This is a genomic window from Erythrobacter sp. 3-20A1M, assembly GCF_018636735.1.
In the GTDB taxonomy this organism is placed as follows: Bacteria; Pseudomonadota; Alphaproteobacteria; order Sphingomonadales; family Sphingomonadaceae; genus Alteriqipengyuania.
In genome coordinates this window covers 1,553,702-1,578,354 of sequence record NZ_CP045200.1, presented here as the reverse complement: position 1 = coordinate 1,578,354, position 24,653 = coordinate 1,553,702, and the positions used below count along the sequence as shown (strand labels likewise).

At 61.3% G+C, this 24,653-nt stretch carries 24 protein-coding genes and 1 pseudogene; 14 read left to right on the top strand and 11 right to left on the bottom strand.

Annotation, left to right across the window (positions count from 1 at the left end; translation table 11 throughout):
• Positions 1-19: 19 nt before the first annotated feature.
• The 6 genes from F7D01_RS07805 to F7D01_RS15235 are packed head-to-tail and all read right to left on the bottom strand — an operon-like array spanning position 20 to position 6,622.
• A complete protein-coding gene (locus tag F7D01_RS07805; RefSeq protein ID WP_215227117.1) occupies positions 20-2,218 on the bottom strand; it encodes a cation-translocating P-type ATPase in 2,199 nt (732 codons plus the stop codon).
• Positions 2,169-3,191, bottom strand: a complete 1,023-nt coding sequence (locus F7D01_RS07800; RefSeq protein ID WP_196847456.1) for a c-type cytochrome — start codon at positions 3,189-3,191, stop codon at positions 2,169-2,171. The genes F7D01_RS07805 and F7D01_RS07800 overlap by 50 nt, the downstream gene beginning before the upstream one ends.
• Positions 3,188-4,414 (bottom strand): c-type cytochrome, encoded by a 1,227-nt coding sequence (locus F7D01_RS07795; protein WP_196847455.1) that lies wholly within the window; start codon positions 4,412-4,414, stop codon positions 3,188-3,190. The genes F7D01_RS07800 and F7D01_RS07795 overlap by 4 nt, the downstream gene beginning before the upstream one ends.
• The gene (locus F7D01_RS07790; protein WP_215227116.1) at positions 4,411-5,031 is read right to left on the bottom strand and encodes a cbb3-type cytochrome c oxidase subunit II; all 621 of its coding nucleotides are present in this window, start codon (positions 5,029-5,031) and stop codon (positions 4,411-4,413) included. The genes F7D01_RS07795 and F7D01_RS07790 overlap by 4 nt, the downstream gene beginning before the upstream one ends.
• Entirely contained in the window at positions 5,028-5,813 is a 786-nt protein-coding gene (locus F7D01_RS15240; RefSeq protein ID WP_371819718.1) for a cbb3-type cytochrome c oxidase subunit I, read from the bottom strand. The genes F7D01_RS07790 and F7D01_RS15240 overlap by 4 nt, the downstream gene beginning before the upstream one ends.
• Positions 5,814-5,842: 29 nt before the next feature.
• Positions 5,843-6,622: a cbb3-type cytochrome c oxidase subunit I gene (locus tag F7D01_RS15235; RefSeq protein ID WP_251566633.1), complete on the bottom strand. Its 780-nt coding sequence runs from the start codon at positions 6,620-6,622 to the stop codon at positions 5,843-5,845.
• A 714-nt stretch (positions 6,623-7,336) separates the two neighbouring features.
• On the opposite strand from F7D01_RS15235, the gene F7D01_RS07780 reads away from it, so the two are divergent.
• Positions 7,337-8,143, top strand: coding sequence for a substrate-binding domain-containing protein (locus F7D01_RS07780; protein WP_196847453.1), 807 nt, complete (start codon positions 7,337-7,339; stop codon positions 8,141-8,143).
• Positions 8,144-8,235: 92 nt separating this feature from the next.
• Here the strand turns inward: F7D01_RS07780 and F7D01_RS07775 are convergent, their stop codons facing one another.
• Positions 8,236-9,165, bottom strand: coding sequence for a DUF2493 domain-containing protein (locus F7D01_RS07775; protein WP_196847452.1), 930 nt, complete (start codon positions 9,163-9,165; stop codon positions 8,236-8,238).
• A gap of 450 nt (positions 9,166-9,615) precedes the next feature.
• On the opposite strand from F7D01_RS07775, the gene F7D01_RS07770 reads away from it, so the two are divergent.
• The 5 genes from F7D01_RS07770 (at position 9,616) to F7D01_RS07755 (ending at position 15,004) form a co-directional block, all read left to right on the top strand.
• Entirely contained in the window at positions 9,616-11,025 is a 1,410-nt protein-coding gene (locus tag F7D01_RS07770) for a bifunctional UDP-sugar hydrolase/5'-nucleotidase (RefSeq protein ID WP_215227115.1), read from the top strand.
• A gap of 114 nt (positions 11,026-11,139) precedes the next feature.
• Entirely contained in the window at positions 11,140-11,274 is a 135-nt protein-coding gene (locus F7D01_RS15385; RefSeq protein ID WP_255548752.1) for a hypothetical protein, read from the top strand.
• A 42-nt stretch (positions 11,275-11,316) separates the two neighbouring features.
• The gene (locus tag F7D01_RS07765) at positions 11,317-11,868 is read left to right on the top strand and encodes a DsrE family protein (RefSeq protein WP_119511773.1); all 552 of its coding nucleotides are present in this window, start codon (positions 11,317-11,319) and stop codon (positions 11,866-11,868) included.
• A 283-nt stretch (positions 11,869-12,151) separates the two neighbouring features.
• Positions 12,152-13,504: an alginate export family protein gene (locus tag F7D01_RS07760; protein WP_215229722.1), complete on the top strand. Its 1,353-nt coding sequence runs from the start codon at positions 12,152-12,154 to the stop codon at positions 13,502-13,504.
• A 261-nt stretch (positions 13,505-13,765) separates the two neighbouring features.
• Complete coding sequence (locus F7D01_RS07755) at positions 13,766-15,004, top strand: DUF3422 domain-containing protein (RefSeq protein ID WP_215227114.1); 1,239 nt, start codon at positions 13,766-13,768, stop codon at positions 15,002-15,004.
• A 269-nt stretch (positions 15,005-15,273) separates the two neighbouring features.
• Here F7D01_RS07755 and F7D01_RS07750 read toward each other — a convergent pair whose 3' ends face one another.
• The gene (locus F7D01_RS07750; protein ID WP_119511776.1) at positions 15,274-15,612 is read right to left on the bottom strand and encodes a helix-turn-helix transcriptional regulator; all 339 of its coding nucleotides are present in this window, start codon (positions 15,610-15,612) and stop codon (positions 15,274-15,276) included.
• Positions 15,609-16,268 (bottom strand): peroxiredoxin, encoded by a 660-nt coding sequence (locus F7D01_RS07745; RefSeq protein WP_119511796.1) that lies wholly within the window; start codon positions 16,266-16,268, stop codon positions 15,609-15,611. Before F7D01_RS07745 ends, F7D01_RS07750 begins: the two co-directional genes overlap by 4 nt.
• Positions 16,269-16,351: 83 nt before the next feature.
• Here F7D01_RS07745 and F7D01_RS07740 point away from each other — a divergent pair, with 83 nt between their 5' ends.
• From F7D01_RS07740 to F7D01_RS07710, 7 genes are all read left to right on the top strand, one after another.
• Positions 16,352-17,281: an MBL fold metallo-hydrolase gene (locus tag F7D01_RS07740; protein WP_119511777.1), complete on the top strand. Its 930-nt coding sequence runs from the start codon at positions 16,352-16,354 to the stop codon at positions 17,279-17,281.
• Positions 17,278-17,724 carry a YeeE/YedE family protein gene (locus F7D01_RS07735; RefSeq protein ID WP_119511778.1) on the top strand — a complete coding sequence of 149 codons (447 nt, stop codon included), beginning with the start codon at positions 17,278-17,280 and terminating at the stop codon, positions 17,722-17,724. Before F7D01_RS07740 ends, F7D01_RS07735 begins: the two co-directional genes overlap by 4 nt.
• Positions 17,724-18,143 carry a DUF6691 family protein gene (locus tag F7D01_RS07730; protein ID WP_119511779.1) on the top strand — a complete coding sequence of 140 codons (420 nt, stop codon included), beginning with the start codon at positions 17,724-17,726 and terminating at the stop codon, positions 18,141-18,143. Before F7D01_RS07735 ends, F7D01_RS07730 begins: the two co-directional genes overlap by 1 nt.
• Positions 18,140-18,553: a TIGR01244 family sulfur transferase gene (locus F7D01_RS07725; protein ID WP_119511780.1), complete on the top strand. Its 414-nt coding sequence runs from the start codon at positions 18,140-18,142 to the stop codon at positions 18,551-18,553. The genes F7D01_RS07730 and F7D01_RS07725 overlap by 4 nt, the downstream gene beginning before the upstream one ends.
• 122 nt (positions 18,554-18,675) lie before the next feature.
• Positions 18,676-20,496 (top strand): SulP family inorganic anion transporter, encoded by a 1,821-nt coding sequence (locus F7D01_RS07720; RefSeq protein WP_228766212.1) that lies wholly within the window; start codon positions 18,676-18,678, stop codon positions 20,494-20,496.
• Positions 20,497-20,738: 242 nt separating this feature from the next.
• Positions 20,739-22,091 carry a rhodanese-like domain-containing protein gene (locus F7D01_RS07715; protein ID WP_215229585.1) on the top strand — a complete coding sequence of 451 codons (1,353 nt, stop codon included), beginning with the start codon at positions 20,739-20,741 and terminating at the stop codon, positions 22,089-22,091.
• Between the two features lie 117 nt (positions 22,092-22,208).
• Positions 22,209-22,703 carry a class I SAM-dependent methyltransferase gene (locus tag F7D01_RS07710; RefSeq protein WP_234036480.1) on the top strand — a complete coding sequence of 165 codons (495 nt, stop codon included), beginning with the start codon at positions 22,209-22,211 and terminating at the stop codon, positions 22,701-22,703.
• 20 nt (positions 22,704-22,723) lie between these two features.
• Here the strand turns inward: F7D01_RS07710 and F7D01_RS15230 are convergent.
• Together F7D01_RS15230 and F7D01_RS07705 are read right to left on the bottom strand one after the other, a co-directional pair.
• Positions 22,724-23,163 (bottom strand): annotated as a pseudogene (locus F7D01_RS15230) (hypothetical protein).
• Between the two features lie 11 nt (positions 23,164-23,174).
• The gene (locus tag F7D01_RS07705; RefSeq protein ID WP_215229584.1) at positions 23,175-24,104 is read right to left on the bottom strand and encodes an ArdC family protein; all 930 of its coding nucleotides are present in this window, start codon (positions 24,102-24,104) and stop codon (positions 23,175-23,177) included.
• A 194-nt stretch (positions 24,105-24,298) separates the two neighbouring features.
• Here F7D01_RS07705 and F7D01_RS07700 point away from each other — a divergent pair, with 194 nt between their 5' ends.
• Positions 24,299-24,652, top strand: coding sequence for a hypothetical protein (locus tag F7D01_RS07700; protein WP_119594115.1), 354 nt, complete (start codon positions 24,299-24,301; stop codon positions 24,650-24,652).
• The last annotated feature ends 1 nt before the right edge of the window (position 24,653 follow it).

The window sequence follows — 24,653 nt, the reverse complement described above, 5'->3', positions numbered from 1 at the left end:
CGCCGGGCCATTGCTTGAATCAAGCGTCAGATGTGAGATGTTCGTGACGTATCGGTGCTCCAAGAGGCCGCGCTTTTCCAACGCGCAGGGAATTGGCGATCGCGAGCAAGGAACTTGCAGTCATTGTGAGCGCCGCCAGCAGGGGGCTCATCGTGCCCATAACGGCAAGCGGGATCACAATCGCGTTGTAGCCCAGCGCCAATGCGACATTGCCCCGGCCCGTCGACCGATACTCGCTTGCTATGGCCATTGCCTCACGCACTCGTCCTAGCCCGCCGTCAAGGATTGCCACCGAGGCACTGGCGGTCGCGGCAGCATGAGCGCGCCGTACCGAAATCGAGCAGTCCGATGCCGCCATGGCGGGTGCATTGTTGACCCCATCGCCCACGAAGACAACCGGATGGACAAGCGCGCGCATCAGATCCGCCTTCTCCAGCGGGGAGAGGCTTGCCGCAACCTCCTCCGGTTTCAATTCTACCGCCCGTCCAATGGTGAGCGCCGATGGCAGGGCGTCTCCAGTCGCCATTTGCAAACGGGCACCCTGGCGACGCAGATGACCGATCAGCGGCGCGACGTCAGGATCGACCTGATCGTCGAGGTATATCTGGCCGACGGCAACGCCCTCGAGCCTGACCTCAAGCGTTGCTGCGCGCGTCGGGCAGTCACCGTCCGGAGCGATGCCGGCCACCTCGACGGATTTCCCGTCCGCGTCTGTACCGATGGCCTTGCGCGCAAGCCGCAAGCCCCCTGGACCGTTTGCACCTGCTGCGGCGACAATGGCGCGCGCGATCGGGTGATCGATGCCGGTTTCGGCGCGCGCTGCAAGCGAGAGCAACTCTCGTGTCGACAAATGCGAGAGACTGACGACCCGCGTCACCTGAAGCGTTCCGGACGTCAGCGTCCCGGTCTTGTCGAAGACGACCGTTCCTGGCCGGGCCAGAGCGTCGAGAGAGGAAGGATTGGCAATACGCAGACCGCATTTGCGCCCCGCGCTTACCACGGCCAGCGACGCAAGCGGACGCGCGATTGCCAGCGCGCAGGGGCAGATCACGATGAGCGTGGTCAGCGCCCGCGCCAGTGCGCCCTCGATGCCGACGCCTTGAAGCAGGCCGAGTCCCAGGGCAAGCACCGCCAGTACGGGCGTTGCGCGCGCGAGCACGGCCAGCAGGCTGTCGTCAATCGAGGTATGCACTCCCTTTGCGGCCAACTCGAGAGCAACCCGCCCGCCCATGCGGTCGATCAACCGATCATCGAAGGGGCGTGCGACTTCAAGAACGAGCTGACGATCTAGATTGAGGCAACCGGCCTCGACCAAATCGCCTTCCCCGACGGGCAGGGGTGTGGATTCCCCGGTCAGGAACGCGGTATTAAGGTGGCTGCGTCCCGCAACAATTCGTCCATCGATAGTTACCTGCGCGCCTGCAGGCACCCGCACCCTGTCTCCCAGGCCCAGCTCTGAAATCGAGACCGCGGGACCGCCGGATGCGGGCCAGGCCGTTTCCGGTGCCGCAGATTCCAGTTCGATAAGGGCCGCTATCGAGCCTGCCCGCACGCGGGTCTCGATCCACTGTCCGGTCAGGCGCAGCACGATAAGCATCGCCGCTGCGTCGAAATATACACTGGAGTTGCCGCGCATGAGCTGCAGGCCGGAAATCAGGATCGCGCCAAGGACCCCTCCGGAGATCAAGGTATCGATAGTGTAGCTGCGCAAGCCGAGCGAGCGCCAGCCCATCGCGAGGATCGCGCGACCGGCGACAATAACCGGAACCAGACAGGCACCGGACGCCAGAGCGAGCCACCAGGCGGCCGAGCGCGGGACGCCGCTGCCGAAGTATAGCACGAATGCAGCCCCCATCGACCACATCGCAAAAAACACGCCGATGGCCAGTCTGTAGGTCAGAACCTCGGTGGCTGCACTGAGCCGGGCCAGCACCACCGGCAAATGAAAGCGCTCGACCATGCGGTAGCCGGCCGAAGCGATGCAGGCCTCGATCTCGCGAAGCGAGCAGAGGCGAGGATTCCAGTGAACAAAGGCCGAAGCCGTCAGGTAGTGAACCCCGGCGTCGAGAACACCTTCGAGCTTGCGCAGGCGCTGTTCGAGGCCGCGCGCGCATCCTCCGCAAAACAGTCCGTCGACGGCCAGCAGCTGCCGCGAACCTTTCCCGGTTTCAGCGTCCCGTGCCGGTCCCCAGCAATCTGCCTTCGACGATCTTTCCATAGTAGGTGTCCTGACCGTGGTTCGCCGCGGCATTGTCCGCCACGCTGCCCGTCTGTCGCGGATCTCTGGGTCGCTCCTGGCTATCGATGAAGGCTGCGGCATCCCAGGCTTGCTGGTCCGTCAGCGTGCCGCCCTGCCCCATCGGCATATTGGCCTTGATAAAGGATGCAGCGGTATTGACCCGCGCCATGCCCGCGCCCCAGTTGTAACTGTTCGGCCCCCAGAGAGGGGGGAACACCAGCTTGCCGTTCAGATCACGTTGCCCTTGCCCGTCACCGCCATGGCAGGCCGCACAATTCTGCTCGTAAACCTGTGCGCCGCGCTGCGGATCATAGCCAAGCGCGGTTTTTTCGAGTTCCGGATAGCCTTGGCCGGGGAGGCTTTCACCCACCGGCGCCCCGCTCGCGAGCCAGTGAAAATACATCTGGAGATCCTTGTAAATCGGATGGCCGGCGGGTGGAGGGCCGCCCGAGGGCGAATCCTGACCATTCATGGAGTAGGTAAAGCAACCCCGCAGCCGGTCCTCCATCGTGTTGATCTGTTTGTTCTTCGAGCGGTATTTCGGATATATGACGTAGGCGGCCCACATCGGCGCCGAATTGGGTTCACGGCCCTTGTCGAGATGACAGCTGGCGCAGGACAGTTCATTACCCACGAAGTCGGCGGCATTGGTCTTGGTGTTCACGAACAGCGCCATACCCCGGCGGATTGCATCGCCATCGGGCCCGTCGGGGATGGACGTTTCGGCAGGAGGGCTGAAATAGGCGGCAGCCATGTCGCTCTCGCGCTTCGAACTGGTCGTAGGCCGACTGCCATCGTCGCCGAGGATGCCGAGGTCGAAGGCAATCGAGCCAAGAACAAACAGGCCGGCACCTCCCGCAAGGGCCAGAATGGCGCGCTTGGCTCCGTCGCCAGCCTTGCGCTGCTGCGGACTATCGCCGCCCTCGACGATCCGGCGTTCATCCTGGTTCATCTCTTCACCTCGTCGGCTGTGGCAGCAGGAGCGGGCACGGGGGGCAGCGTTGCGAGATAGTCGGCTACCGCCGCGCGATCGCGATCGTTCAAAGCGTTGGCGATGACATTCATCATCTTCTGGCGAGAATTGTCGCGCTCACCCGATACCCATGCCGCAAGCTGCGAAGCGGTGTAAGACGGATGCTGCGCCGCCAGACCGGGAAAGCCCGGAGCGACACCGAAAGCCGATGGGCCGTGGCACGATGTACAGGAGGGAACTCCAATCGACCAGTCACCTGAGAGGACGAGCTCGCGTCCCCGTTCGAGGTTACCGCCAAGAGAAGGTCGAGCGGTCGACGCCGCGCGCATCGAAGCGTAGTATCGACCGAGTCCCTCCCGGTCCTTCTCAGAAAGCGAGCGAGCGACAAGCTCCATATTCTCGTTGCGGCGGCGCCCCTCGGTGTAATCGAGCAGCTGCTTGGCGATATAGGCTGCGGGAAGTCCGGCTATGCGCGGAACGGTATCGGCACCCTGGCCCCGGTCCCCATGGCACGACGAGCAGGACCAGACCTCGCCGCGGCCTTGATTGACCAGTTCGAGAATGCCGGACGATATGCCCTTACCGCCTGTCAGGGGCGTCACTTCCGGCTGGGGAGAAAGCGAGGAATCGAACCTCGCGGCGATCGCCTGGCCTCCTGCAAACGGACCGGCATCGGCAAACTCGCGCCTGAGGGCCGCCACCCCGTCACCGGAGATGGCCTGTTTCCGGCCCGTGAAGCGCACCTGCAGATAGGTTGCGAGCCGGGCAATTTCCGCGTCGTCGAGCGCCGAGGCAAAGCTCGGCATATGACCGTCGAAGGTTTCATCGCCCACTCTGATTGGTCCGTCGATGCCGCGCAGAAGTATGCTGGCGGCGATTTCCGGTCCCCCGGCGAGGAAAGGCGATTTGTCCAGCGGCGGAATGGCAAACTCGACGCCCTCGCCGCCAGGCTGGTGGCACGTCGTGCAATTGGCTTCGAACAGCTTGGCACCGGTCAGGCCGAGACCCTGTTCGCTTTGCGGCGAGAGCACCGTTTCGTCAGCCCGCCCGACAGCGACCGCATAGGAACTCTGATAAAGCAGAACTCCGCCCCAGAGTGCCAGCGCGACCGCGAACATGATGACGCCGATCGGTATCTGGCGCATCTCCTCGTAGGGTTCGAAGTTCTCGCCCGGACGCGAAGGTTCCTCGGGGCGCGTCACTCGCGAGGCTTCCGGCTTTCATACCCGTAGTCGCGAACCGAATCCTCGGGTGGGGGCATCGTGCGGTCGAGCGCCAGCAAGTAGGCGACGAGATCCTCGGCATCCTGCGTGGCTACAACGACACCCTGTTCGGGCGCATGATCCTTCGGGAGTGCGACGACGACATCACCCGGTTCCGCCTCCGGTTTCACCTCGAACAGGTAGGGATAGGCGGGCATGATGCTCCAGTCGAAGATGGCGCGCGGTTGATAGAGATGCGTGAGGTGCCAGTCCCTGCTCGGAAGGCGAGCGCCGACGTTCAGCAGGTCGGGTCCGGTGCGCATGGTGCCAAGCTGGTGGGGACGATCGTAGACATAATCAGAGGCGACCGCGGCCCGCCCCCAGCCGCGCTGGGCATCGGGTGCCTGCTCGGGGCCACGCGGCTGCTGGCTGTGGCAATATACGCACCCCTGCTCGACATAGACCTCGCGACCACGCAGCTCCTGCTGCGTATAGGGTTGCAGGCCCGGCGTTCCTTCGAGCGGCCTGATCTGCGCGGCTGGCGCAATGACCAGAAGCACGGTCGCGAAGGCCAGGATACCGAGAGCAAGCGTGGCCAGGGGAACAATGCGGTTCATGATTCCACTGCCGGTTCAGGATGGTACCCGGTTTGCGGAACCCAAGCGGGTCCGCGGGCCAGCAGGGCGAGGACATGAATACCGAGAAGAAGGTGACCGGCGGTCATCAGCGCCCCGCCGACCGAGCGCCATTCGAGATAGACAAGCGTGACGCGTACGCTGTCGGCGAACGGACGGGTGGCATCGAGCATGGCGAAGCCCTGCAGCAATCCGCCCGCCGTGAGCGAAACAAAATAGATCGTGAAGCCGACCACGACGAGCCAGAAATGCCAGGCGATGGCGCGCGGCCATGGCCAGGCGCGCCCGGTGGTGCGCGGCAACATGTAGTAGATAGCGCCGAACATGATCAGCGACACGAAACCATAGGCTCCCAAGTGCGCATGACCCACGGTATAATGCGTAAAATGCGTAACCGAGTTCACGCTGCGCAAGGCTTCGATCGAGCCCTGGAACGAGGCGAGCGTATACATCAGCGCGCCGAAGGCGATGAACCGCAAGGGCAGCGATTCCTTTACCGCCCACAGATTGCGGGCGACCAGGACGTGCTGGTTGATGGCCACGGCAATCACCGGGATGAACATCATGACCGAATGCACGATCGACAGCGTGACGACCCACGTCGGAACCGGTCCGCCGATAAGATGATGCATGCCCACCTGGCTGTAGAACAGAGCGAGCCCCCAAAACCCCAGCAGGGACAGACTATAGGAATAGATCGGTTTGCCGATGATCTTGGGGATGAAGTAATAGGCAGCCCCGACCCCCAGGGGCGTCAGCCACAGGCCCAGGACATTATGGGCGAACCACCAGTTTACGGTTGCCTCCTGCGCGCCGGAATGGATGTAGGGTATATTGGCGATGGCGAACAGGATCGGAAACCAGCAGAGCGCGCGAGGTAATACCAGCCCGTGACATAGATATGATCGACGTCGCGCCGGGCCGCCGTCGCCAGGAGCGGGACGACGAAGAAGGCCCCCGCTACGGCGAGCAGGATGTCGATCTGCCAGGGTATCTCCAGCCACTCCTCACCGTCGGTCCAGCCATTGGCGATCGCAACAGCGCCTGAAGCCACACCGATATTCCAGAGTATCGCGCCGACAACGGGAAGGCGCGCGAAGCGCAGTGGAGTGTGGAAAATCCTCGGTGCCACCCACATCGCAACAGCGATGCCGGTCATCGAAAGCCAGCCATAAGCGACAAGATTGAGATGTACGGTGCGTGCCCGGCCGAAGGTGAAAAACGCCTGCTCCGTCAAAAGATCCGGCAGATGAAGCTTGAGAGAGGCCAGCAGCCCGAAGGCCGATCCGATCACCAGCCAGAAGACCCCGCTCCCGACGAGCAGCAGGACGGCGGGGCGGGAAACAACGTCGAGACCGGCCCTGCGCACATCGTACTGGTTACGGTCGATTTCGGGGGCATGCTTCGGCGTGTCGACGTCAGGCGTCCCGGCCTCGCCTTCAGCGAAGATCGTGTACGCGTCTTCCTGCTCGACCTTCAGCTGATGATTGCTGATCGCCCAGATAAGTCCCGCGAGCGCAAGCAGTGACACGGCAAAGCTGAGCGCCAATAGAAGCCCGACAGTCAGCGGCATGCGAGCCTCGCTGCCAAAAATATCGAATTATTTGCCCGGGAAAAACTTGCGATCGGGCGAGCGCTAGTTGGATGCGGCACAATTCAATCCATAATCCGGGAAAAGAGGGCGTCCCCCAGCCTCGCGCTGTTGCTGGACACACCCGCCGAACCGATCTGGATTTCGAGGGCCCTCGCCATCCAGCGCCAATCTCGATCATTCTCGCCTCTCTCCCGCACACGCAATCCGGAGTGTACTCCTCCGGTGAACTGGCGCGCATGTTCCGCGAACCTTAAGGCAGTCTTAAGAGAAAGGCGCGCGCCTCCGCCGCTGTGTTACCGCTCCCAATCTCCCTCGTGACGAAAGTACCTCGTACACAGTCCAAACGGAGTCATTGGTGGTGGGCGTATACTTTTCCAGCCACCTAAGCTTGTCTTAAGATTGGCAGGAGAGCCTGCTTAAATTGTGTGGTTCCGGCTTCGACCGCCAGCAAGGTGGGTCGCTGATTTGTTTTTTTGAAAGGTCGACTATTTCCAGAACTCGCAATCTCGATCGCTCCACCCATCCTCTCCCCCCGAACGGGGCGTTCGGTCGGGCTCCCTGCCAAGACAGTCTCTTGGCAGGGAGCTCTTTTTTGTTCGGGAACTGGGGGGAATTCTACCGTTAGAGGATCAAGACGCGCGGGCGTCCACCTGCGCATTCCGATCGACGATGCAAGCACGGGGTACAGGATCGATGAGCGAGAAGAATATCGAGATATTGACCCGGCGTACCCTCCTCGCACTTTGCGGTGCGGTTGGCATGATCACCTTCACGGGTGCATGTACGACGCTAGCTGCCGAGCCGACCGCGGATTCGATACATGTTTATGGCCCCGGTGGACCTGCCCCGGCCATGAAAGCCGCGGCGGAACTCTTCGAGCAGCGCACCGGTACCCGCGTCACGATCATGTCCGGCCCCCTGCCGAAATGGAAGGATGCGGCGCGGCTCAATGCAGACCTCATTTTCTCGGGCAGCGAGAACATGATGACCGAGTTGTCGACCGTGTTCGAAGGACAGATCGACACATCGACGGTCGAGCCGCTCTACATCAGGCCTTCGACTATCCTGGTCAGGCCGGGCAATCCCAAGGCCATCACCGGCATTCGCGGTCTTGCCTCGGGCGGCAGGCGCGTGATGGTTGTTGCCGGAGCTGGCCAGATCGGAATGTGGGAAGATGTCGCGGCGCGTAGCGGCGAGCGCGAATTGCTCGCCGGTTTCCGTGCCAATATAGTGGCTTTCGCCGACAACAGCGGTGCGGCGCTCGAGCGCTGGAAGAGCGATCCGACCATCGATGCTTGGCTAATCTGGAATCATTGGCAAATCGCCAATCCGGAGATCGCGGACCAGGTCCCGGTTGAATCCGATCTGACCATCTGGCGGCCGATGGATATTGCATTTACCTATAAGGGCAAGGGAGATGCGGATACGCGCGCGTTCGCCCGATTCCTGACGTCAAGCGAAGCGAGGGCGATCTTTGAATCACAAGGCTGGAAGCGATAGGCCGCTCTCCGGTAGGATTCGCGGATACCGGGCACATGAAAGGGGATGGCTTCGTGGTTCCATGACAACCGTCCAGCCGCAGGGGTGGCCCCTCAGCGTGTGGCTGAGGGGAGAATGCGCCGATCGACGATGGTTACGCGCCGAAGTTTTGCCTCGATGACCAGTCGCTCGAGTACGCCATTCCCCGCAAAGGCGACGACATAGCGGGGCTTCAGGTCGAGCATCTGCTCGTTGCGCTTGAACCCTGCACGTGCGCCAAGCCGCCTGTCGAGCGAGAAAACGAGCTGCTGCACATTATGGCGTTCGGCCCAGCTCGCTGCGAGCCGGTCGGCACCCTTGCTGTCACCGCCATGGACCAGAAACATGTCGGGAACCCGGTCACGCACCTTGTCGAGGGTCGCCCAGACCGCATTTGCGAACATCTTGGCTCCATCGGTGCATGGGAAGGACGAACGGCCCCCTGCAAAGACGACCGGTGTCCCTTCGGGTGAGTGGGCATTGCGTCGCCGTTCGGCGCGTGCCCGCAGGAAGTCCCGGGCGTCGATGACGGCCGATGTGAAGGTCCCGGAATGGCGCGAACGGGAACCGGACATGGGCCGCCAGGACGAGCCCATTTCTTCCCGGTACAAGGTGGCCGCCATTTCTCGCATCTGTTCAAACGCAACCATGCTGGCCTCGGCCGCCTGCGCGCGTCCGATCTGTTCCTCAAGGTTGCTCGAATGTACTTCGGAGCCGTCGGCGCACGCAAGCAAGGCTCGTATTTCGTTGCTCGCGCGGTCGAGCTGGGATGATTTGCGCGTAGCTGCGCGGTGGAAGAGATTGACGAGGCCCCAGGCGATGTCCTCCGCATCGGCCTCGAGTGCCGTATCGGCGAACATCGCAAAGAGGTCAGACCAGACGCCTGTGAGCGTTTGATCGATGGCATCGTCGCACGGAAAGTCGGTCTGATCGAACGGCGCCGGTTTGATACTGAAACCTGACAGATCGAGCCCTGCCAGTTGTTCGATGAAGCTGTCATACATGATCTGGTCTCCTGTTCTTGAGCGGCGGAGCAAGGACTCGATTTGCTCATCTCGTCACCGGTCCGCCGGAGCCCGATCAGGGCCGGGACAAGGGGGCGGGCGCACCGCGAGAGCGGGAAACCTGCGGCCCTAGGCTGGCGCGGGCCACACGGGCCGACGGGCCGCAGGTTGCGCCAGCCCCCGCCCGGCCCAGGGCCTCTCCGAGCGGTCCAGGGACGGGAAACATCGACCTGTCGCGCCGATGAAGAGCCTGGAGCGGTTCGAGGAAAGCAACTGGATGGCGGCTCCCCGATGTCGTCTTCCGGACGCAAGTGCCCGCCGCTTTCCTGTCTTGCATCGTCATCGGGTCCCACCGTGTTTCCCGTGCGCGCTCATCAGCGAAAAGCCGACCTAAGTTTGCCTTAAGCTTGCCCTGCAATTCGCTCTCAAAATCGTGAGGGGAGAGATTGCGTGGTACTGAACTTCAAGCGTTCCACCGTATTCATGTCCGCCGCCGCCTTGGCTCTAGGCGGCGTGGCCAACGCCGCTTCCGCATCGGATGCGGAACCGACTGGCGCCCAATCAGAGGATACTGTGGAGGTTACGATCCTCCAGCTTGCCGATCTGCATGGACAGATGGACCCCCACCAGGATCTGTTTCTCGAAGACGGCGAAATCGTCTTCCGCGAGCGTGGCGGTCTTGCCCATATCAAGACGCTGGTCGAACAGGAACGCGCGGCCAACCCGGGACGAACGCTTCTGATCGACGCGGGCGATCTTTACCAGGGCGACGGCTATTCGGCCATGTCCAAAGGCGAGGCCCTGATCGGCCCGCTGCGCCATCTCAAATATGACGTGATCGTGCCGGGCAACTGGGCGGTGGTCTATGGCAAGGACCAGATGATCAGGCTCGAGAACAACCTCGGGACGACACCGATCGTCGAGAACATCTATCATGCCGACACCTTCGAGCCGATCTACGAGCAGACCATGATCCGCGAGATCGAGGGTGTGAAGCTCGGTTTCCTGGGTCTCGATGATCCTGATGTCCCGCGGCGGCAGAACCCTGCGATGAGCGATGGCCTGGTGTTCAGCGAGGTCGACGGTCGCCTCAAGAACAAGATCGATGAGTTCGTGGTAGCCAATGATATCGATGTGATGTTTCTCATCACCCATCTTGGGGTCTTCAAGCAGATTGCCATTGCCGACAGTCCGGTCAGCGAGCACGTCGATTACGTGCTCGGCAGCGACACGCACGAACGCATCAGGCAGCCTTTGCAACGGCGCCATGCGAAAGTGACCGAACCGGGTGCCTTTGGCACTTTCGTCGGCAAGCTCACGCTGACGATCAGGGATGGCGAGGTTGTCGGCGACAGCTATGAACTGCTCGACGTCGACCCGGATAAGTATCCAGCCGATCCCCAAATGGCCGCTCTCATCGAGCAGGCAAAGGCACCGCACCGCGAGGAACTAGAGCGGGTGATGGGGTACACCTCGCCCCCCATCTATCGTTATCTCACCGTCGAGACGCCGATGGACCACATGATAACCGACGCGTTTCGCTGGAAAACAGGCACGCAGATCGCGCTTTCCAATGGCTTCCGTTACGGCAATCCCGTCGTACCGCAAAACGATCGACCGGCGCCGATCACCATGGCGAACCTGTGGAACTGGATGCCGCTCAATACCAAGCTCAAGACAGGAAAGGTAAAGGGTGAGGTGTTGCATCAGTGGCTGGAAAACGAGGTCAACAACGCCTTCTCGCCCAAGCCGGCCGAGCGCTTCGGAGGCTATCTCGTTCGCTTCTCCGGTATCAGAATGCGCTTCGAGCCATCGCTCCCGAAGGGGCAGCGCATTACCGAACTGCTTGTCGACGGATAGCCCTACCAGGCCGATGCAACCTACACCGTCACCTCGGTCATCCGTACGGGCGCGCCCGAAAGCAATTTCAACCGGCTACCCAATGTTACGGACGTCGAGGAACAGCCTTTCACCGTGCACGAAGCCATCGCCGGCTATCTCGACGAACAAGGCACGATTTCACCGAAACTCGACGGCAGGGCCGTTTCGAATGAGCTCGGCGAATACAGCTTCTCCACCATTCCAGGCGCGGATTACGAATTTCGTTAGACCGATCAACAAACCCAACATTTCACAAGGAAAGACAACGATATGATGAAATCAATCATGGTGAGCATGGCGGGCGTGTCGCTTGCGATAGCCGGTCCCGCCGCAGCACAGTCGCCCGAATGGACCACGCCGACGATCCAGGGCTACGGGAAGATCAAGAACTATCCCAACGCCGCCGAACGGCCCATTCCGGGTATGGAATACAAGCTGGTGTGGGCGATCGATTCGGATGCCCAGCGCGAAGGCGTGAACCGGACCCTGTGGTCGGCCGCCCGCGTCGTGAACCTCCTGACAGCCGGCGGTGTCCCGCAGGACGATATCGACATCGCGATCGTGCTCTACGGTCCGGCAATCGATGCCGCGCTGACCAACGAGGCCTATGCGGCTGCTCATGACGGTGCCCAGAATCCCAATCTCGAGCTGATGAAGGCGTTGCACGATTTCGGGGTGAAGTTTTACGCCTGCGGACAGACAATGGCGGGCAGCGACATTGCCGAGAGCGATCTCAACGAATTCACCGAGATGAGCCTCTCGGCCCAGATCGTCCTGACCAATTATGCGCTGCAGGGTTACGTCACAATGCCGGATGGCTGACCTGATGCCGGGGGCCGGAGCGATCCGGCCTCCATTGCCAGCGGCATGCCAGGCACACATCGTCGTGTCTGGCCCTCCTGTCGGCCGTCTTTGGAGCCGCTGCCCGCTTTTTCGCTTCAACGCTCCCGAAGGATATCTTCGCTTATGGCGATCACGTGCCGGTTTGCTCTTGGCCGCGAGGCCCGAACCAGTTCTTTCCTGTTAAGTGCTTCAGCGCTTTTCTCGGCGTTTCCGGCAACAGCCCAGGAAAGCCCGTCGCGGACAGTGGAAGTGACCGTCCCGGCTGGACCGGTCGATACGCTCGGAAGGTCCGCAGCGGTCGAACAGGATTTGCCTCCGGCCGCGCGCGCGCGCGCGCGCCGCATCCGGTCCGGAGCAGAGCGAGGACGGGTTCTCGATCACCGGCCAGTTCCGCGTTCGGGGTGAGGCAATCGATGGGCAGTTCAGATCGTTCGGCCCTGATAGCGAAGAACTCCTGCTCCTGCAGACGCGTGTCGACGCGCAATACAAGATGGGCGATCTTGTCTTGGGCGGAGAGATAATGGACGCGAGGGCCTACAGCACCGCCGACAACAGCACACTGCGGCAAGCGGAGGTCAACGCGCTTGAGCCCTTGCAGTATTGGGCGCAGTACGATCTTGGCGATGGGCTTGGCGAGGGCACGAACACCACGCTGAAACTTGGGCAGCAACGCATGCTGCTCGGCTCTGCCCGTTTGATCAACAATCCGTTGTTTCGCAACACGGCAAACACGTATCTCGGTCTGCGCGGCGATATAAAGCGCGGCAACACGGACGGCCTGACAGCCTTCTACATGTTGCCGACCAGGATCCTCCCAGACGACATCGAAGGGTATTACGACAACCGGATCGAAATTGATCGCAATGGTTTCGACCTCCAACTCGCTGGCGCATTTTATCATCGCAAGGTCGCTGATCTAAATCTCGAACTCTACGCTTATTACCTCGGCGAAAGAGACAGTTCCGGTTTCCAGACACGCGACCGAAGGCTTTTGACACCCGGCATGCGTATCTACCGCGAGCCGAAGCGCGGAAAGCTGGACTTTGAGCTTGAAGGAATTCTCCAGCGCGGAAAGGCGCGGCGTACGGCGGCGGCCACCGACCTCGTCGACAAAGATGTTCGCGCCTTCTATCTTTATGGCGAACTCGGTTACCGGCTCGACAATGCGATCGGCCCGCGTTTCGCCGTGTCGGCCACATACGGCTCGGGACAGGACGAGAGCGATAAAATTACGCGGTTCGACCAACTCTTCGGGGCCATCTTCCCCGACTACGCTCCGCCCGGACTTTATGGCCCGACCACTCTGTCCAATGTCTCCTCGTTTGGCGCGGACGTGATCTGGACACCGGGAAAGTGGACTATCTGGAACACTTTCCGGCGCCTGCGCGCGCCCGAGCCGAACGATGTGTTCGGGCGTACAGGGATCAGGAATGGTCCCAACGGCGAGGTTGGGGACCAGTTTTTCCTTCGCGCGCGTTATCGCCTTTCCCCGAAAGTTCGTTTCGAAGTCGGCGGCGCCTTGTTGCTTAAGGGAGATTTCCTGAAAGAGGCGCCAGGCGTGATCAGTCGGGACGACACCCGCTACATTTATTCCGATTTGACCTTCGTATTCTGAGATGTGGCGGCCTCAAAGCATACGGGTTCTCGAACGACCTCGCGCGAAGTGCGGTAATCATCGGGCTTGCATCGGGGCGGGTCGAAACCTCCTTTCGATCAGCGCATCTGCCGCCAACACTCGTAGACCCGCCTGCCCGCCTTGGGCGCGACGCTCGATGTCTATTTTCCAGAGTTCGCCACACTTGCGGCGGATACGGTTCTCCGACTCGCTCGGTCATCGAACACAGGCGACACAGTGGAGACAACACGGATGCAGCCGATGATCGAGGTTGACCCTGTTCGGCGGCAAGTTGTCGAAGAGATGCATCTGCGCCCCAGTCCGTCGGTCGATGCCCCGACCGCGATGGTTCAATTCCTTCTCCTCCAGACGCAGGCGGGCACCCAGAGGCTCATTCGGCGGCTGGAGGGCGATGCGCAAGACCGCAGGGCCACGCGCCATGGTCACTTTTCCTGCGACGGGATGGACTTTCTTTGGGAACGGCACAGCGAAGCATGCACGTTCACGGTGGTTGCACGCGTCAGCGGGGTCGGTGAACTATGCCGGCAACTCCTGCCGCTGCTCGACCCTATTCCGGGCCAGGTCCTGCGAGCCATCAAGATTGCCGTCGAGAATGACCCTGTACGCATTCGCAATCTGCAACAGGAATGGCAGCTCAACCGGTCGGAAACTGTGGCAGGGCAAATCGGCGAACTGCAATTCTGGTCAAATTTCCGGCTGAACGAAGAAGACGGGTTCGGGCAGCTTCTGATCAAGCCCGGATCGATGGGACCCAACGAGACCGGTCGCGCGATCCAGCAGCTTCAGGAGCTGGGTAACTACCGCAACCTCGCACTGCTCTCGCTTCCGTTGGTGCGCGAACGCGAAAGCGAGCTCGCGAGATTGGAAGAACGCGCGAGCGCGATAATCAACCAGCTGGCGGGCCCGACCGATGATCTGGAGATCCTCGACGAATTGATCATCGCGGCAGGAGAAGTCGCGCATCTGCGCGATGGAGTCTCCTTCAGGCTAAGCGCCACGAGGGCCTATGGCCAGATAGCCAGCGACCGCCTCGAGAGTCTCGGCGCGCGCACGCTCAACGATTTCCAATCCCTGACCGAATTTACCAATCGACGCCTGTTGCCTGCCTTGCGGACATGCGAGAACTTTGCCGCTCGGATAGGCGATCTCGCGCTGCGGATCGAACAAGCCACCGGCTTGTTGCGAGCGCGGATAGAAACGCGGCTGAATGTTCAGAGTGGCGAACTCCTTCGCTCGCTCGGTGAAACCGCCAGCAACCAGCTGCGGCTGCAACATCTCGTCGAGGGACTGTCGGTATTTGCGGTGGGTTACTACGCGCTCGGACTGCTGGGGTATCTCCTGGCGGCTGTTCCGATAGCCTGGATCGGGCCGCACAAGACCTTCCAAGCCTATCTTGTCATCCCGATCTTGATCATGATTGGACTATTTCTTCGCCGCCAACGCCGTAAAGATCCGATAGATAGGGAACCGGATGTGTGAAGTAGACACCCCCAAACGTGCATGGATGCAATTGGGAGTGAATTGACCCCGTTCAAGAAGCGCAAGACTTCCAGCTTTCACGTTTTATTATGACAATCCTGCCCCGCGATCTCAGTCATTCCTCGCTCCTTCGGGAGAGGCTGGAAGTGTTCATCCGCTATCGACAGCAAATGATAGGCGAGTTGTGCGTTTTGCTGACTTCGGGAGAGCTGGCGCTCGTGGGTGCGAGGAACTTCGTTCAAAACGATTCAAAGTTAATGTGCGGATGTTCAACCCAACTTCGCAAAATTGGCCACCCCGGGTGCAGGCTGGCGCAAGTGGCGCATAGGTTTCGCAGACAGCCCACCAAGCTTCCCCACCGCATCAACAACCTTCGCAAGCCTGCCATCATCAATGCGATAGTAGACAAGCTTGGCGTCCTTGCGGGTCTTCACAAGGCCCGCGTTGCGAAGGACCGCCAGCTGCTGCGAAAGCGTTGGCTGGCCAATTGCGGCTATGTCGTCGACCTCGCCAACATTGCGCTCCGTGCCCGACAGTGCCTGCAGGATGCGCAGACGCACGGGATGAGCGAGGGCCTTCAGGGCATCGACCAACTCCTCGTCCGTCATTTGCGAGTCCCTCGCTTGGTTTCCTTCATGAACCAATCGGTCTGGCTCTTGGCAGAGAAAACAGTGTCGAGCGACGCGTCGGGCTGCGCCAACATGGCTTCCCCCGGAGCCCAGTTCGCAGGGGCGAGAACAGGCCCGTCATCGACTGCCTGAAGAGCATCGAGTGTCCTTAGCATTTCGGGCGTCGAACGGCCCACATTCGCAGGATAGCAGGTCATCGCGCGGATAACGCCGGTTGGATCGATGAAGAACGTCGTCCGAACCGTTGCGCTATCGTTATCGTTCGGCGCCACCATGCCGTATGCCCGGCCGATCACGAGGGTCGGATCCTCCACGATCGGAAAGCGCACCTCGATGTCGTAGCGATCGCGGATCAGCCGCAGCCAGGCGAAATGCGAGAACAGGCTATCGACGGAAAGCGCCACCAGCGCACAGTCGCGCTGTTCGAAGTCGCTGGCCGCTTGGGCAAGTGCGACAAACTCGGTCGTGCACACAGGCGTGAAGTCCGCAGGGTGCGAGAAAAGGATCAACCACTGCCCCCGGTAATCCGAAAGGCGAACATCTCCTGCCGTGGTGCGTGCGGAAAAGTCCGGGGCGACATCTCCGATACGTAGTCCGGCACACGGCGCCTGTCGTTCGGCATCGGCATTGATCATCTCGGTCATCGAGCCCTCATACCACTTGACATCCGAATAGCAAGACATATAAACGGTTTATGTAAGTGTATGGAGGTCAAGCGATGGCTGACGATCATAACCTCAACGGCGCCGCCGCCCAGATCGAGCGTGCCCAAGTCGACAAGTGTCTCCGCCCCTCTATTGCGGGATTTTTCGACGAGGCAACGAATACGGTTTCGTATGTCGTGCACGATCCGACGACGGATGAAGCGGCCATTATCGACTCGGTTTTGGACTTCGAGGTGGCCTCTGGCCGCACCTCGAACGGATCAGCCGATCGCATAATCGAGTATGTCACTTATAATAATCTGAAAGTGACATGGCTGATTGAGACACACGCGCATGCGGATCACATCTCAGCAGCTCCTTATCTGCAGGAACGGCTCGGCGGTAAGCTTGCTATAGGACGCGGCATCATTCGCGTGCAGGAGGTATTCGGCAAGCTCTTCAATGCGGGCACCGACTTCGAACGCGACGGATCGCAGTTCGACAAGCTGTTCGAGGACGGCGAGACCTTCAAGGTCGGCGAGTTGGAAGGCATTGCCCTCCATGTTCCCGGTCACACACCCGCCGATATGGCTTTCATCATCGGCGATGCAGCGTTCGTGGGCGACACTATTTTCATGCCCGATTTCGGGACTGCCCGGGCTGACTTCCCCGGCGGCGACGCGCACCAGCTCTATCGGTCCATTCGCCGGCTGCTATCGCTTCCGGACGAAACCCGCCTGTTCCTGTGCCACGATTACAAGGCGCCGGGCCGCGACGAATATGCCTGGGAAACCACCGTCAAGCAGCAGCGCGAAGAAAACGTGCATGTGAAGGACGGGGTGAGCGAGGAAGACTTTGTCGAGATGCGAACGACCCGCGACAAGACGCTCGCCATGCCGAAACTGATCATGCCCTCGGTGCAGGTCAATATCCGCGGCGGTCGCTTGCCCGACCCCGAAGACAATGGCGTCAGCTACATCAAGATACCGGTGAATGCCGTATGACGCTCCCCGGTTTCCCTGAAGCGGCGCCACTTGCCGGCTTGGCGGGCGGCATCCTGATCGGCCTGGCAGCCGCACTCATGCTGCTTGGCCTTGGGCGGATCGCCGGCGTTTCCGGCCTTGCCGCGAAGGCCGTCGGGCTCGGCGGTAGCGGTATCGCCAGGAGCGGCGCATGGATGTTCATGATCGGATTGCCGCTGGGAGCGCTGATCGTGATGCTGGCATCGGGCGGGATCGAAGCCAACTTCGCCAACCCCGTTACGCTTGCGATAGCTGGACTGGCGGTCGGTATCGGCACGCGTCTTGGAAGTGGATGCACCAGTGGGCACGGGGTTTGCGGTGTTAGCCGTCTATCGGGCCGCTCGATTGTCGCCACGCTTACGTTCATGGCAACCGGCGTTGCGACAGTCGCGATCATGAACGCGCTCGGGCTGGAGGTGTTGTAATGCGGACCGCTCTCACCTCGATCGCATCCGGCGTTCTCTTCGGCGCTGGCCTTGCTCTCGGTGGCATGACCGACCCTGCGCGTGTGCGCGGCTTTCTCGACATCTTCGGTGACTGGGATCCGACGCTTGCCTTCGTGATGGGCGGAGCCGTCATCGTAATGGCCGTTGCATGGCGGATCGTCCCGCGCCTGGCCGAACCGGTCTTCGCTGGCGAGTTTCACCTGCCGACAAAATCCGATCTCACCCCCCGTCTTATCGGCGGGGCAGCTCTTTTCGGTATCGGCTGGGGGATTGCAGGGCTGTGTCCGGGGCCGGGTATCGCCGCTCTTGTCATCGAACCTGTAGCGGCCGCGATATTCGTCGTCGCCATGCTCGCCGGGATGGCCGTAGTCTGGCTTTTGGAAGGGGCATCGTCATGAAGCTTGCCCACGTAAGCGACTCCTTCGCTGTCTCCCCTCAGCTGCAGGCTGGCGACATGCGCGGGCTTGCCGATGCCGGTTTCAGCACGGTGATCTGCAACCGGCCGGATGGCGAAGAGCCGAGTCAGCCGACCGTGGCATCGATACGAGAAGCTGCCGAAGCTGCAGGGTTGGCCTTCCATCACATCCCGGTCTCTGGGGGCGAGTTTCCGCCGCTTGCGATCGAGGCGTTCGCCAGGGTCCGCGCGGAGGCGGACGGCAAGGTGCTTGCCTTCTGCCGGACCGGGACGCGCTCCATCACGCTCGATGCACTCGCCAATGTTGAGAGCGAACCCGCCGAGGTCCGTATCGAGCGCGCCAGGCGAGCAGGCTACGATCTGTCGAGCTTGCGCGACCGGCTTGGCGAATAACGAGAAAATGCCGGAGAGTTTGTCATGGCCAGCAGCCTGAAACACGAAGTCGTCATCATCGGCGGCGGGTCGGCAGAAATTGCGACCGCATCCAAGCCGCACATGAAGAAGACTGCCTGATCGTGAGCGACAGCAATCCAGGGGCGGAAGGCGGGGCGTCCGGCTTGCCGCGCCGGCACAAGCCGGCACCGCTGGCGCAATATTTCCCGATTCTCGAGTGGGGCCGGACCTACAACGGATCGGTCCTGACGAACGATCTCGTCGCGGCGATCATCGTCACGATAATGCTGATTCCGCAGAGTCTCGCTTACGCGCTGCTGGCGGGGTTGCCACCGGTTGTCGGCCTCTATGCATCGATCCTGCCGCTGGTCGCCTACGCGATCTTCGGCACCAGCCGTACGCTTGCGGTGGGGCCCGTAGCGGTCATTTCGCTGATGACGGCGAGTGCTGCCGGGGCAGTCGCGGCGCAGGGGACTGAACTTTATCTCGAGGCGGCAATCACCCTCGCTGCCTTGTCCGGCGTGATGCTGGCCGTTCTCGGGTTCCTGCGGATGGGCTTCCTCGCCAATCTTCTCTCGCACCCCGTCATTAGCGGCTTCATCACCGCCAGCGGCATCCTGATCGCGACGAGCCAGGTGAAGCACATTTTAGGCGTATCGGCGGGCGGCGACAACTGGCCTGAAATGCTCGGCGGGCTCGCCGCCGCGATCAACATGATCAACCCTTGGACCCTCGCGATCGGCATCCCGGCGACCCTGTTCCTGTTTTGGGTTCGCAAGGGCTTGAGACCGGCACTGGTCAGACTGAGCCTGACCCCGCGCGCCGCCGACATCGCCGCCAAGGCAGGTCCGGTGATAGCGGTCGTCGCGACAATCCTCGTCACCATCGGCCTCGATCTTGAGGATCGCGGCGTCAATCTCGTCGGCGCTATCCCGCAGGGCCTGCCGCCTTTCGCCCTGCCCTCGACCGATCTCGGTCTCATCGGGCAATTGTGGGTTCCGGCTCTGCTCATCTCGATCATCGGTTTCGTCGAGAGCGTATCAGTCGCGCAAACGCTGGCCGCGAAGCGCCGTCAGCGGATCGCGCCCAACCAGGAACTGATCGGCCTCGGCGCAACCAACATCGCCAGTGCCTTTTCCGGCGGCTATCCCGTCACCGGTGGATTTGCCCGCTCGGTCGTCAATTTCGATGCCGGGGCGGAAACGCCCGCAGCCGGGGCTTATACGGCTGTCGGTATCGCGCTCGCGGGATTGTTCCTGACCCCGCTGCTCTACAGCCTGCCTATCGCCACACTGGCCGCAACGATAATCGTCGCGGTTCTCAGCCTCGTCGATCTCAAGACGCCTGGGCAGCTGTGGAACTATTCCAAGGCGGACTTCGCGGCGCACATTGCGACGATCGCCATCACGCTGCTTGCGGGCGTCGAGCTGGGTGTGATCGCGGGCGTTGGCGTCGGCCTGCTTCTCTATCTCTGGCGCGCCAGTCGCCCGCATGCGGCCATCGTCGGACGCGTCCCCGAGACCGAACACTTTCGCAATATGGATCGGCACAAGGTCTTCACGGTTCCGCACGTGCTGTCGATCCGGATCGACGAGAGCCTGACCTATCTCAACGCGCGCTGGCTGGAGGAATACGTGCTGGAGGAGATCGCCGACCGGCCCGACGTGCGGCACCTGATCCTGATGTGCAGCGCGGTCAATGAAATCGATGCCTCCGGTCTCGAAAGCCTCGAAGCGATCAACCATCGCATGATCGACGCTGGGATCGGCCTCCACCTTTCCGAAGTGAAGGGTCCGGTGATGGACCGGCTGAAGCGGACCCATTTTATCGACGATCTCAACGGGCAGGTGTTTCTGTCGCAGAACCGTGCTTTCAGAGAACTCTCCGCCAATGGCGGGCCACCTGCCGAACCAATCGGGGATGCCGCACGAGGGATGATTTGATGCCTGTCATTACTGACAAGGATGCGCGTCGCCGCGAGATTGAAGCTGTGATCGCACAAGGATGCGGTCATTCCTCCTTGGGTTTCCGACGAGGATGCGAAAGCTTCCTTCCTAGAGGGCTTGACCGCACTTCGCTCTTACTTGCGCCCGGTGAAAAAGGATTGAGCGTGACGCGTCATCGGATCTTTTGAAAGCAGGATCGGTTCACGCCGGTCCAGCTTTTTATCGTCAAAGGAGGCATCATGCTGCTCGAGAAAATCAAGACACCCGGCCTGTCCCACCTGTCCTACCTGATTGGTTCGGGCGGCAAGGCAGCCGTCATCGATCCGCGCCGCGACTGCGAATGCTATGTGGAAATGGCACGCGCCGAGGGGCTGGAGATTTGCCATATCTTCGAAACACATCGCAACGAGGATCTGGTGTCCGGGGCGCCCATCCTGAAAGAACTAACCGGCGCGCGTGTCCTGCACGGTCCCAATCCTGCGGAAACGGTCGAATATGCCGACACGGCGCACGAGGGTGATGAGTTTGAGATCGGACAGCTGAAAATTCGGGTGCTGGAGACACCGGGGCACACGGACGATCATCTTGCTTTCGTTCTTCACGACACTGCCTATCCCGATGGGCCAGTCGGCGTGTTCACTGGAGACGCGCTGTTCGTCGGCGACGTCGGTCGCACCGATTTCTATCCCGATCGCAAGCGCGAGGTCGCTGGCCTCCTTTACGACTCGCTGCAGAAGATTATGGCGCTTGGGGACCAAGTCATTCTCTACCCGGCACATGGAGCGGGATCTGTCTGCGGATCGGGAATGGCCGAACGCGAGTTCTCGACCCTCGGCCACGAGCGCGCGAACAATCCGCGCCTGCAGTTCGAAAGCCGGGATGCCTTCATCGACTTCAAGGTGGAGGAAAACCATTACCAGCCGCCCTATTTCCGGTTGATGGAGCGCCTTAATCTGGAGGGCGGCGATCCTGCGCCTCGCGTGATGCGGCCCAAACGCCTGTCGCTGTCCGAATTGGGCGACATCGACGTCGATCACCGGGTGGATGTGCGCGAACCGCTTGCCTTTGCGTCAGGCCATCTTCCCGGTTCGATGAATCTGCCGGTCGGCATGATCTCGGCATTCGCCGGATGGTTCATCCGTGAAGGCGACAATGTCGCTCTTGTCGCTTCCGATGAAGACCAGCTCGAAGCTGCTATGACGCATCTCGTGCGGATCGCACTCGACAATATCGAAGGCGGTTATGTCGGCGTCGTGCCTGCCGCTGCCCAAGGCAAGGCGATGCGGACTATCCCGATGATCGGGACCGACGAAGTTGAACGGCGACTGGAGAGCGACGAACGTGACTGGACGCTGCTTGATGTGAGGGATGCGGACGAACGCGCGCAAAACGCGATCGAGGGTTCCGAGCATATCTACGTGGGCGAACTTAACGAGCGCTATCGCAAACTCGATCCGGCGCAGCATTACACGTTGATGTGTGCCAGCGGGATGCGTGCCACGGTTGCTGCCGGGTGGTTAGCGAGCCGCGGCTTCGACAAGCTGGACGTCTATCTCGGCTCCATGGGTGCGTGGAAGGCGGCCAATGGCTGAACCGGACCAGGCGGCCTTCTGGAATGAGGCTACGCACCGGACGATTACCTTTTCGGAACGAGGCCCAACGCGTTTCTCGCCCGAGAAGCCAATCGGCTCGCGCCCGGATCGAAGGTTTTGGCGATCGCCGATGGCGAGGGGCGCAACAGCGTTTTCCTCGCGCAGAACGGACATAGCGTTGTCGCAACCGACATATCGCGAGTAGCAATCGACAAGGCGCGCCGCCTGGCCAAGGAACGCGGCGTCGATGTAGACTTCATACGGGCAGACCTGACCGATTGGGACTGGCCAGAGGAGGGCTTCGATGCGGTAATCGCGATCTTCATCCAGTTTGCCAGACCCCGTTTGCGAAACAGGATGTTCGACGATCTGCGCCGCACCCTCAAACCGGGTGGGATCCTGCTTCTCGAAGGCTATCGTGAGGAACAACTGGGCTATGGCACGGGAGGGCCGCAGACTATCGAGAATCTATATTCCGAACAGCTTCTGGATGCGGCATTCGCCGATTGGCACATCGAAGGTTTGGCCTCCTACGATGCCGAGATGGAAGAGGGCACCGGGAACTCCGGCAAATCGGCACTTATCGATCTCGTTGCACGGAAACCTCTCTGAGCAGGGGGCATTCGGGCCTGTTATTTGGGTTGTTGCAAAGCCGCGACGTCTCGCTCGAAGATCGCTTCGCCGTTCGATAACCGTCCGATCAGGCGCAGCTCACCGAACAGGTCGATGAACCGTCCCGACACCTGGCCGAGCCAGTGCCGCGCCCTCGCCGTTCGTGGGTTGTAGAAGTCGGCCTCCCAGTACCTGGCATCGTCGCGTTCGGCGAGCCAGATCGCGGCAAGGCCGCAATAGGTCGATATGCCGGAATCGGCGAAGGCGTTGCGCAGGAGGATACGATTTTCGCGGCCACGCCATCCTTCGAAGCGCTGAAAGGAAGGAAAGGCTGCCTTTGTGGTTTCGATGATCTCGTCTACGAGGCACTCGTAGGCCCAGTCGGTGGCTTCCTCTTCGCCTTCATCGCGCAGGCGAAAGCCACCACGGAGCCAGTCGGATAGCTGACGGAACGTCCCATCTCACAGCTCCTCAGGCTGCATCAGCGAGATCGATGTCGGCCTCGCTTTCGCTCGATTGGTGACCACCCAGTTCAAGGAGCAGGCTGGCCGCTTCCTCGGCCTTGGCCGCAGCGGTCAGGATCGCGCGCTCGTCCGATTTGAGGATCTTGAGCCAGGACGCGATGTAGCTGGCGTGATGGTCGAGGTGGGTGACCGGAAGACCGAGTTCTGCCCCAAGTATGGCTGAGGACAGCTCGGCGATGAGTTCCTCGGCAGCATAGGCATCGCTGCCAAAGCGGTTCTTGAGATCGCGATCGAGTCGCGAGCAATGCCCCGTCCAGTGCGACAGCTCGTGCGCGAGCGTCGCATAGTAGGAGTCGTAGGCTTCGAAGAGTTCGGCTGGCGGCAGGGTAACCCGGTCGCGCAGCGGCTCGTAATAGGCCTGCGCGCCATGGTGGCGAAGGTCTGCGCCAATATGAGCAAAGAAGGCATCGAGCCGGTCTTCGCGTCCTTCGGGCTCAAATGCGGCAACCAGCGGCTTGGGATGGTAAAATGCAGGGAGGCCATCGCACTGGTCAGCGTTGAACACGGCATAGGCCTTGAGCACGCGCCGGTTCTCGGTGTCAGCTTCGCCTTTGGCGTTTTCGACCTCCTTGGTGTAGCTCTTGTAGAAGATCGCGATGGTCGACTTCTCGCCTTTGCGGACCTGACCACCGAGCTTCTGGCACTGGGGGTATGTCATCCAGTATGGCGAGGCGTATCCGCAGGCATCGGCCACCATCCAGAGCCAGAAGGTATTCATGCCGCGATACGGTATCCCGCAGCTCCGCAAGGGCCGCGAGACCGGCACACCGCGCCACGGCTTAACCCAGGGCTTTGTCCCTTGCTCGAGTTTCTCGATGATGGCGGCGGTGATGCGCTGGGCTGGCGAAGCTGAAACAGCGCGGCGGGACTTGGTCATGGGAGGTCTCCTGATCGCCGGGACGGAGATGCCCCGGCTCAGGAAGAGCAAAGCTCCCTCTCCTCTCTTTTTGCTGCGTGCTACCTTGCACGCGCCGGATCTTCCGTCGGACACGGGGTCGTACGGCAAGCAATCGCTCAAAAACCGGTCCCTGCGGCTTGCCCATTTGCTTGCGATCAGCTAGCCGCCCGCCAATGCGCCAGCTCCATTTCCTGTTTTTGTTGGCATTGCTCCTGGTCTCGCATGGCGGGCTTCCGGGATCGATTCCGCATCTGGAAGCGGCGCATGCACATGAGGCGGCAAGCGCGCATCATGCGCATGAGCACAATTCCGCCGATGTCATCGAGGTCGAGACAGACGCCGATTCGCTCGCGTCCGAAGATATCGTGCCTCACCCCGCTTCGCATTCGCACAGCTCGATTGCGATGCCGGACCAGACCGAGTTCGCGGGCAACGCCCCTGCGCCTCGAACACTTCTGCGGCCGGGCGAGACACCGCCTCTCATCGGCTTTTCGCCAGCTCCGTTAACACAGCCCCCATCAGCCTGAT

Coding starts and splice junctions, on each gene's coding strand:
- F7D01_RS07805 (WP_215227117.1), bottom strand. CDS start 2,218: ATGGAAAGATCGTCGAAGGCAGATTGCTGGGGACCGGCACGGGACGCT.
- F7D01_RS07800 (WP_196847456.1), bottom strand. CDS start 3,191: ATGAACCAGGATGAACGCCGGATCGTCGAGGGCGGCGATAGTCCGCAG.
- F7D01_RS07790 (WP_215227116.1), bottom strand. CDS start 5,031: ATGAACCGCATTGTTCCCCTGGCCACGCTTGCTCTCGGTATCCTGGCC.
- F7D01_RS15235 (WP_251566633.1), bottom strand. CDS start 6,622: ATGCCGCTGACTGTCGGGCTTCTATTGGCGCTCAGCTTTGCCGTGTCA.
- F7D01_RS07780 (WP_196847453.1), top strand. CDS start 7,337: ATGAGCGAGAAGAATATCGAGATATTGACCCGGCGTACCCTCCTCGCA.
- F7D01_RS07775 (WP_196847452.1), bottom strand. CDS start 9,165: ATGTATGACAGCTTCATCGAACAACTGGCAGGGCTCGATCTGTCAGGT.
- F7D01_RS07765 (WP_119511773.1), top strand. CDS start 11,317: ATGATGAAATCAATCATGGTGAGCATGGCGGGCGTGTCGCTTGCGATA.
- F7D01_RS07755 (WP_215227114.1), top strand. CDS start 13,766: ATGATCGAGGTTGACCCTGTTCGGCGGCAAGTTGTCGAAGAGATGCAT.
- F7D01_RS07750 (WP_119511776.1), bottom strand. CDS start 15,612: ATGACGGACGAGGAGTTGGTCGATGCCCTGAAGGCCCTCGCTCATCCC.
- F7D01_RS07745 (WP_119511796.1), bottom strand. CDS start 16,268: ATGATCAATGCCGATGCCGAACGACAGGCGCCGTGTGCCGGACTACGT.
- F7D01_RS07740 (WP_119511777.1), top strand. CDS start 16,352: ATGGCTGACGATCATAACCTCAACGGCGCCGCCGCCCAGATCGAGCGT.
- F7D01_RS07735 (WP_119511778.1), top strand. CDS start 17,278: ATGACGCTCCCCGGTTTCCCTGAAGCGGCGCCACTTGCCGGCTTGGCG.
- F7D01_RS07730 (WP_119511779.1), top strand. CDS start 17,724: ATGCGGACCGCTCTCACCTCGATCGCATCCGGCGTTCTCTTCGGCGCT.
- F7D01_RS07725 (WP_119511780.1), top strand. CDS start 18,140: ATGAAGCTTGCCCACGTAAGCGACTCCTTCGCTGTCTCCCCTCAGCTG.
- F7D01_RS07715 (WP_215229585.1), top strand. CDS start 20,739: ATGCTGCTCGAGAAAATCAAGACACCCGGCCTGTCCCACCTGTCCTAC.
- F7D01_RS07705 (WP_215229584.1), bottom strand. CDS start 24,104: ATGACCAAGTCCCGCCGCGCTGTTTCAGCTTCGCCAGCCCAGCGCATC.
- F7D01_RS07700 (WP_119594115.1), top strand. CDS start 24,299: ATGCGCCAGCTCCATTTCCTGTTTTTGTTGGCATTGCTCCTGGTCTCG.